The sequence below is a fragment of the uncultured Tepidimonas sp. genome, assembly GCF_938045175.1.
In the GTDB taxonomy this organism is placed as follows: domain Bacteria; phylum Pseudomonadota; class Gammaproteobacteria; order Burkholderiales; family Burkholderiaceae_C; genus Tepidimonas.
Genome location: NZ_CALIND010000160.1, coordinates 1 through 5309, shown reverse-complemented (window position 1 = coordinate 5309; position 5309 = coordinate 1). Strand labels below are relative to the sequence as shown.

The following is a 5309-nucleotide window of genomic DNA, read 5'->3' as shown; positions in this document are numbered from 1 at the left end:
GCCCGGACATGAGCGAGACCTCGCGCTCGGCCGAGCGGCCACCCATGAGCACCGCGACCTTGCCAAAGGCGCGCGGATCGGGCATCGTGTCGTGGCGCGTCATGTCGTCGCCTCCCCGGCCAGGGTGGGGGTCGCCAGCGTCTGTGCCTGCGCCAGCGCCACCACCTGGGCCGCCACCGCGCCAATCGAGCCCGCCCCCATGCACAGCACCACGTCCCCGTCGCGCGCGTGTTGCAGGATGGCCTGCGGCAGCTCGGCCACGTCGGGCACGAACTGCGGCTCCACCCGGCCTGCCACGCGCAGCGCGCGCGCCAGGCTGCGGCCATCCGCCGCCACGATCGGGGGCTCACCGGCGGCGTACACCTCGGTCAGCAACACGGCGTCGGCTTGCCCCAGCACGCGCACGAAGTCCTCGAAGCAATCGCGCGTGCGGGTGTAGCGGTGCGGCTGAAACGCCAGCACCAGCCGCCGGCCCGGGTAGGCACCACGCGCCGCGGCCATGGTCGCGGCCATCTCCACCGGATGGTGGCCGTAGTCGTCGATCACCGTGGCGTGCCCGCCGGCAGGCAGCGCCACCTCGCCATGGCGTTGGAAGCGCCGTCCCACCCCTTTGAACTCTGCCAGCGCCTGCAGCACCGCCGCATCCGGCACGCCCAGCTCCACCGCCACCGCGATGGCGGCCAGTGCGTTGCGCACGTTGTGCTCGCCGGGCAGGTTCAGCACGACGTCCAGATCGGGCAGATCGATGCCGTTGCGCCGCTGCACGCGAAAATGCATCTGCGCGCCCACCGCCCGTACGTCGAGCGCGCGCACCTGCGCGTCGTCGCTCAACCCATACGGCGTGATGGGGCGCTGGATGGCCGGCAGCAGCGCGCGCACGTGCGGGTCGTCGATACACACCACCGCCGCGCCATAAAACGGCATGCGGTGCAGGAAGTCCACGAACGCCTGCTGCAGGCGACCGAAGTCGTGGCCATACGTGTCCATGTGGTCGGCGTCGATGTTGGTGACCACGGCCATGATCGGCAGCAGGTTCAGGAACGAGGCGTCCGATTCATCGGCCTCCACCACGATGTATTCGCCCTGGCCGAGTCGGGCGTGGGCCCCCACGCTGTTGAGCCGTCCGCCAATCACGAAGGTGGGATCGAGCCCCGCGGCGGCCAGCACGCTGGCGACCAAACTCGTGGTGGTCGTCTTGCCATGCGTGCCGGCGATGGCGATGCCTTTTTTCATGCGCATCAGCTCGGCCAGCATGACCGCGCGCGGTACCACCGGCAGCATGCGCGCCTGCGCAGCCTGCACCTCTGGGTTGCTGGGCTGCACCGCGCTGGAGACGACGACGCAGTCGGCGCCCTCGATGTGCGCGGCGTCGTGCCCGATGAGCACACGCGCACCCAACTGACGCAGGCGACGCGTGGCGGCATTGTCGGCAAGGTCGGAGCCCGAGACGGTGTACCCCAGCGTGAGCAGCACCTCGGCGATGCCGCTCATGCCGGCACCGCCGATGCCCACGAAGTGAATGTGTCGAATCGCGTGTTTCATGTCGGGGTTTAGGTCTGCTTGGCGGCCAGCGAGGTACAGGCGCGCACCATGGCATCCACGGCGCCGGTCTGGCGGTGCGCCCAGGCACGCTCGGCGCGCTGCGCCAGGTCCTGGCGCGTCAGGCCACGCAGCCAGTCGGCCAGCCATTCGGGCGTCAGTTCCGACTGCGAACGCAGCCAGGCTGCGCCGTCGTCGCTCAGAAAGCGGGCATTGGCGGTCTGGTGGTCGTCCACCGCATGCGGAAACGGCACGAACAGCGCCGCGGCGCCCACCGCGGCAATTTCGGTCACGGTGCTGGCCCCCGCGCGCGCGATGATCACGTCGGCGTCGGCAAAGGCGCGCGCGGTGTCGTCGATGAAGGCCACGCATTGCGCTTCTACCCCGGCCTGCGCGTAGGCCGCACGCAACGCGTCCAGGTGCCGCTCGCCGCTTTGGTGCCACACCATCGGCCGCTGTGATGGCGGCAGCAGGGCCAGTGCGCGGGGCACGGTCTCGTTGAGCGCCTGCGCTCCCAGGCTGCCCCCGACCACCAGCAGCCGCAGCGGCCCCTGCCGCCCGGCAAACCGCCGTGCCGGTGGGTCCTGCTGCAAAAACGCGGCGCGCAACGGATTGCCGATCCACTGGCCACCAGGCAGCGCGCCGGGGAAGGCGCAAAACACCCGGTCGGCAACCTGCGCCAACACCCGGTTGGCCAGTCCTGCCACCGAATTCTGTTCGTGCAGCACCAGGGGCCGGCCAGCCAGCACGGCCATCATCCCGCCGGGGAAGGTGATGTAGCCGCCCAGGCCGACGACCACGTCCGGCCGCACCCGGCGCACCACGCGCCACGCTTGCCAAAACGCACGCAGCAGGCGCACGGGCAACCATGCCAGCGTCAGCGGTCCCTTGCCGCGCACGCCGCCAAAATCCACGGGCTCGAACGGAAAGCCGCGCGGCGGCACCAGACGCGCCTCCATGCTGCCGGGTGCGCCCAGCCAGTGCACGCGCCAGCCCTCGGCGCGCAGCGCCTCGGCCACCGCCAGCCCGGGAAAGATATGGCCCCCGGTGCCGCCCGCCATCACCAGTGCGCAACGCGCCGTCATGCCCGCCTCCCGTGCATGCGCAATTTGTTTTCCCAGTCCACCCGCAGCACGAACGCCAGCGCCACCAGGTTCATCAGAATGGCCGACCCGCCGTAGCTCATCAGCGGCAACGTCAACCCCTTGGTGGGTAGGGCACCCAGGTTGACGCCAATGTTGATGAACGCCTGAAACCCGATCCACAGGCCCACGCCCTGCGCGGCCAACCCGGCAAACACCAGGTCCAGCGCGATGGCCTGCCGCCCGATCTGCATGATGCGACGCGTCAGCCACATGAACAGCACGATGAGCGTGAGCACGCCCACGAAGCCGAATTCCTCGCCGATGACGGCGAGCAAAAAGTCGGTGTGCGCCTCGGGCAGCCAGTGCAGCTTCTCGACGCTGGCACCCAGCCCGACGCCGAACCACTCGCCACGGCCCAGGGCGATGAGCGCGTGCGTGAGCTGATACCCCTTGCCGAGTGCGTGCTGCTCGCTCCAGGGGTCGAGGTAGGCGAAGATGCGCTCGCGCCGCCATTCGTTGGTTAGCACCACCATCGCAAACGCCGCCACCACCACCAGCGCGATGAGGAAGAACATGCGCGCGTTGACCCCGCCCAGGAACAAGATACCCATGGCGATGACCGCGATCACCATGAACGCGCCCATGTCGGGCTCGGCCAACAGCAGCACCCCCACCAGACCGACCGCCAAGGCCATCGGCCACACCGCCCGGAAAAATTGCTCCTTGACCTCCATGCGGCGCACCATGTAGCTGGCGGCGTAGAGCACGACGGCGAACTTGGCCAGCTCCGACGGCTGGAAGTTCATGAACCCCAGCGGGATCCAGCGCCGTGCGCCGTTGACGCCCTTGCCGATGAACGGCACCAGGACGATGACCAGCAACGCCAGCGCGAGCACGAACAGCGGGTTGGCCCACTGCTGCCAGCGCTCGGTGGGAATCTGGAATACGACCGTGGCGGCCACCGCGCCGATGCCGATGGCCAGCGCATGCCGCAGCACAAAGTGAGTCGGGCTGTAGTTCGCAAAACGCGGGTTGTCCGGCAGCGCGATGGAGGCGGAGTACACCATCACCAGCCCCCAGCACAGCAGCGCCACGATCACCCACAGCAGGGGCTGGTCGATGCCGCTGGCACTGGCCGCCGGCGCGGGCGCGCGCGCCCAGTCGCGACGCATCAGGCGCACGGGCAGGTCAGCGGTCATGGTCCCGCCGCTGGCGTGCCCCCCGCCTGGCAGCCACCGCGCCAGTACCTTTCGTGTGGATGCCTGCCACCGCTGCCAACGATCGATCACGCTCATGCGGGTGTCCCCTCGTCGTGCTGCAGCGCACGCACCGCGTCCACGAACACCTGGGCCCGGTGCGCGTAATCGCGAAACATGTCCAGACTGGCACACGCAGGCGACAGCAGCACCGCGTCGCCGGGTTGTGCCTGGGCCGCGCACCAGCGCACGGCGGCTGGCAAATCGTCGAACCGGGCCCGTGGCACGTCCGTGTTGGCCAGCGCGGCCTCGATGGCGGGGGCGTCGCGGCCGATCAGCGCGACCGCGCGCGCGTAACGGCGCACCGGCGCCGCCAGCGGCGCGAAATCCTGTCCCTTGCCGTCCCCGCCCAAGATCACCACCAAGCGACGCTGTGGCCCCAGCCCTTCGATGGCAGCCAGCGTGGCGCCGACGTTGGTGCCCTTGCTGTCGTCGATGTATTCGACATCGCCGACGATGGCCACGGACTCGACCCGGTGCGGCTCGCCGCGGTAGTCGCGCAGCGAGTGCAGCAGTGGCGCCAACGGCGCGCCCGCCGCCGTGGCCAGCGCCAGCGCCGCCAGCGCATTGGTGGCATTGTGGCGGCCCTGGATGCGCAGCGCCTCGGCGGGCATGAGCCGCTGCAGCGGCAGCGAATCGGCCGCTGCTGCTGCAGCCCCACGCACCGGCGCATCGTCGTCGGGCCGGGCACGCACCAGCCAAGTGATGCCGTTGACGGTCTCCAGCCCCCATTCGCCCGGGCGCTGTGGCAGCCCGGGACCGAAACTCGTCCACGCCCGTGCCGGCACCGGCGGCGCACGGCGACCACGCACCGGCTCGGGCGGGGGCGGCTGCCAGGCCGCGACGATGGGATCGTCGCGGTTGAGGATCATCTGCCCGTGCTGGCCGAAGATGCGCGCCTTGGCGGCCGCGTAGGCCTGCAGGGTGCCGTGCCAGTCCAGGTGATCCTGGGTCACGTTGAGCACCACGGCCGCCGTGGGCTCGAAGCCCTCCACCCCGTCGAGCTGAAAACTCGACAGCTCCAGCACCCAGACCCGCGGCAGTGCGTCGGCGGCAAGCCGATCGGCCAGGGTGTCGAGCAGGGTCGGGCCGATATTCCCGGCCACGGCCACGTCCCAGCCGATGCTGCGCAGCAGGTGGCCGGTGAGCGCAGTGGTGGTGGTTTTGCCGTTGGTGCCGGTGACAGCCAGCACCGCGGGGCGGTAGGCCCGCGCCTCGGCGAGGGTGCGCAGGGCGTGAGCAAACAGGTCCAGCTCACCGCGCACCGGCACGCCCACGGCGGCCGCGGCGTCGCGCAGCGGCGCCAGCTGCGCGGGGGCGATGCCCGGGCTGCGCGCCACCAGCGCCCAGGGCGCGCGCGCAAAGAGATCGGCGTCGAACGCGACGCCACGCAGCAGCGTGCTGCCCGGGGCCACCGCCTGCAGCGCGT

Annotated in this window: 4 protein-coding genes and 1 pseudogene; all 5 read right to left on the bottom strand. The window is 70.6% G+C overall.

Annotated features, from left to right (window positions below; translation table 11 throughout):
- Positions 1-103, bottom strand: a pseudogene (locus Q0716_RS08335) (D-alanine--D-alanine ligase); the annotation flags it as partial.
- Positions 100-1542 (bottom strand): UDP-N-acetylmuramate--L-alanine ligase, encoded by a 1443-nt coding sequence (murC, locus tag Q0716_RS08330; RefSeq protein WP_299021930.1) that lies wholly within the window; start codon positions 1540-1542, stop codon positions 100-102. The pseudogene Q0716_RS08335 and the gene murC, both read right to left, overlap by 4 nt.
- 8 nt (positions 1543-1550) lie before the next feature.
- Positions 1551-2624, bottom strand: a complete 1074-nt coding sequence (gene murG, locus Q0716_RS08325; protein ID WP_299021928.1) for an undecaprenyldiphospho-muramoylpentapeptide beta-N-acetylglucosaminyltransferase — start codon at positions 2622-2624, stop codon at positions 1551-1553.
- Entirely contained in the window at positions 2621-3796 is a 1176-nt protein-coding gene (gene ftsW, locus Q0716_RS08320; RefSeq protein ID WP_299021932.1) for a putative lipid II flippase FtsW, read from the bottom strand. The genes murG and ftsW overlap by 4 nt, the downstream gene beginning before the upstream one ends.
- A gap of 119 nt (positions 3797-3915) precedes the next feature.
- Positions 3916-5309: UDP-N-acetylmuramoyl-L-alanine--D-glutamate ligase (gene murD, locus Q0716_RS08315; RefSeq protein WP_299021926.1), on the bottom strand; the 1394-nt coding region annotated here is incomplete at its 5' end.

Coding starts and splice junctions, on each gene's coding strand:
- murC (WP_299021930.1), bottom strand. CDS start 1,542: ATGAAACACGCGATTCGACACATTCACTTCGTGGGCATCGGCGGTGCC.
- murG (WP_299021928.1), bottom strand. CDS start 2,624: ATGACGGCGCGTTGCGCACTGGTGATGGCGGGCGGCACCGGGGGCCAT.
- ftsW (WP_299021932.1), bottom strand. CDS start 3,796: ATGCGTCGCGACTGGGCGCGCGCGCCCGCGCCGGCGGCCAGTGCCAGC.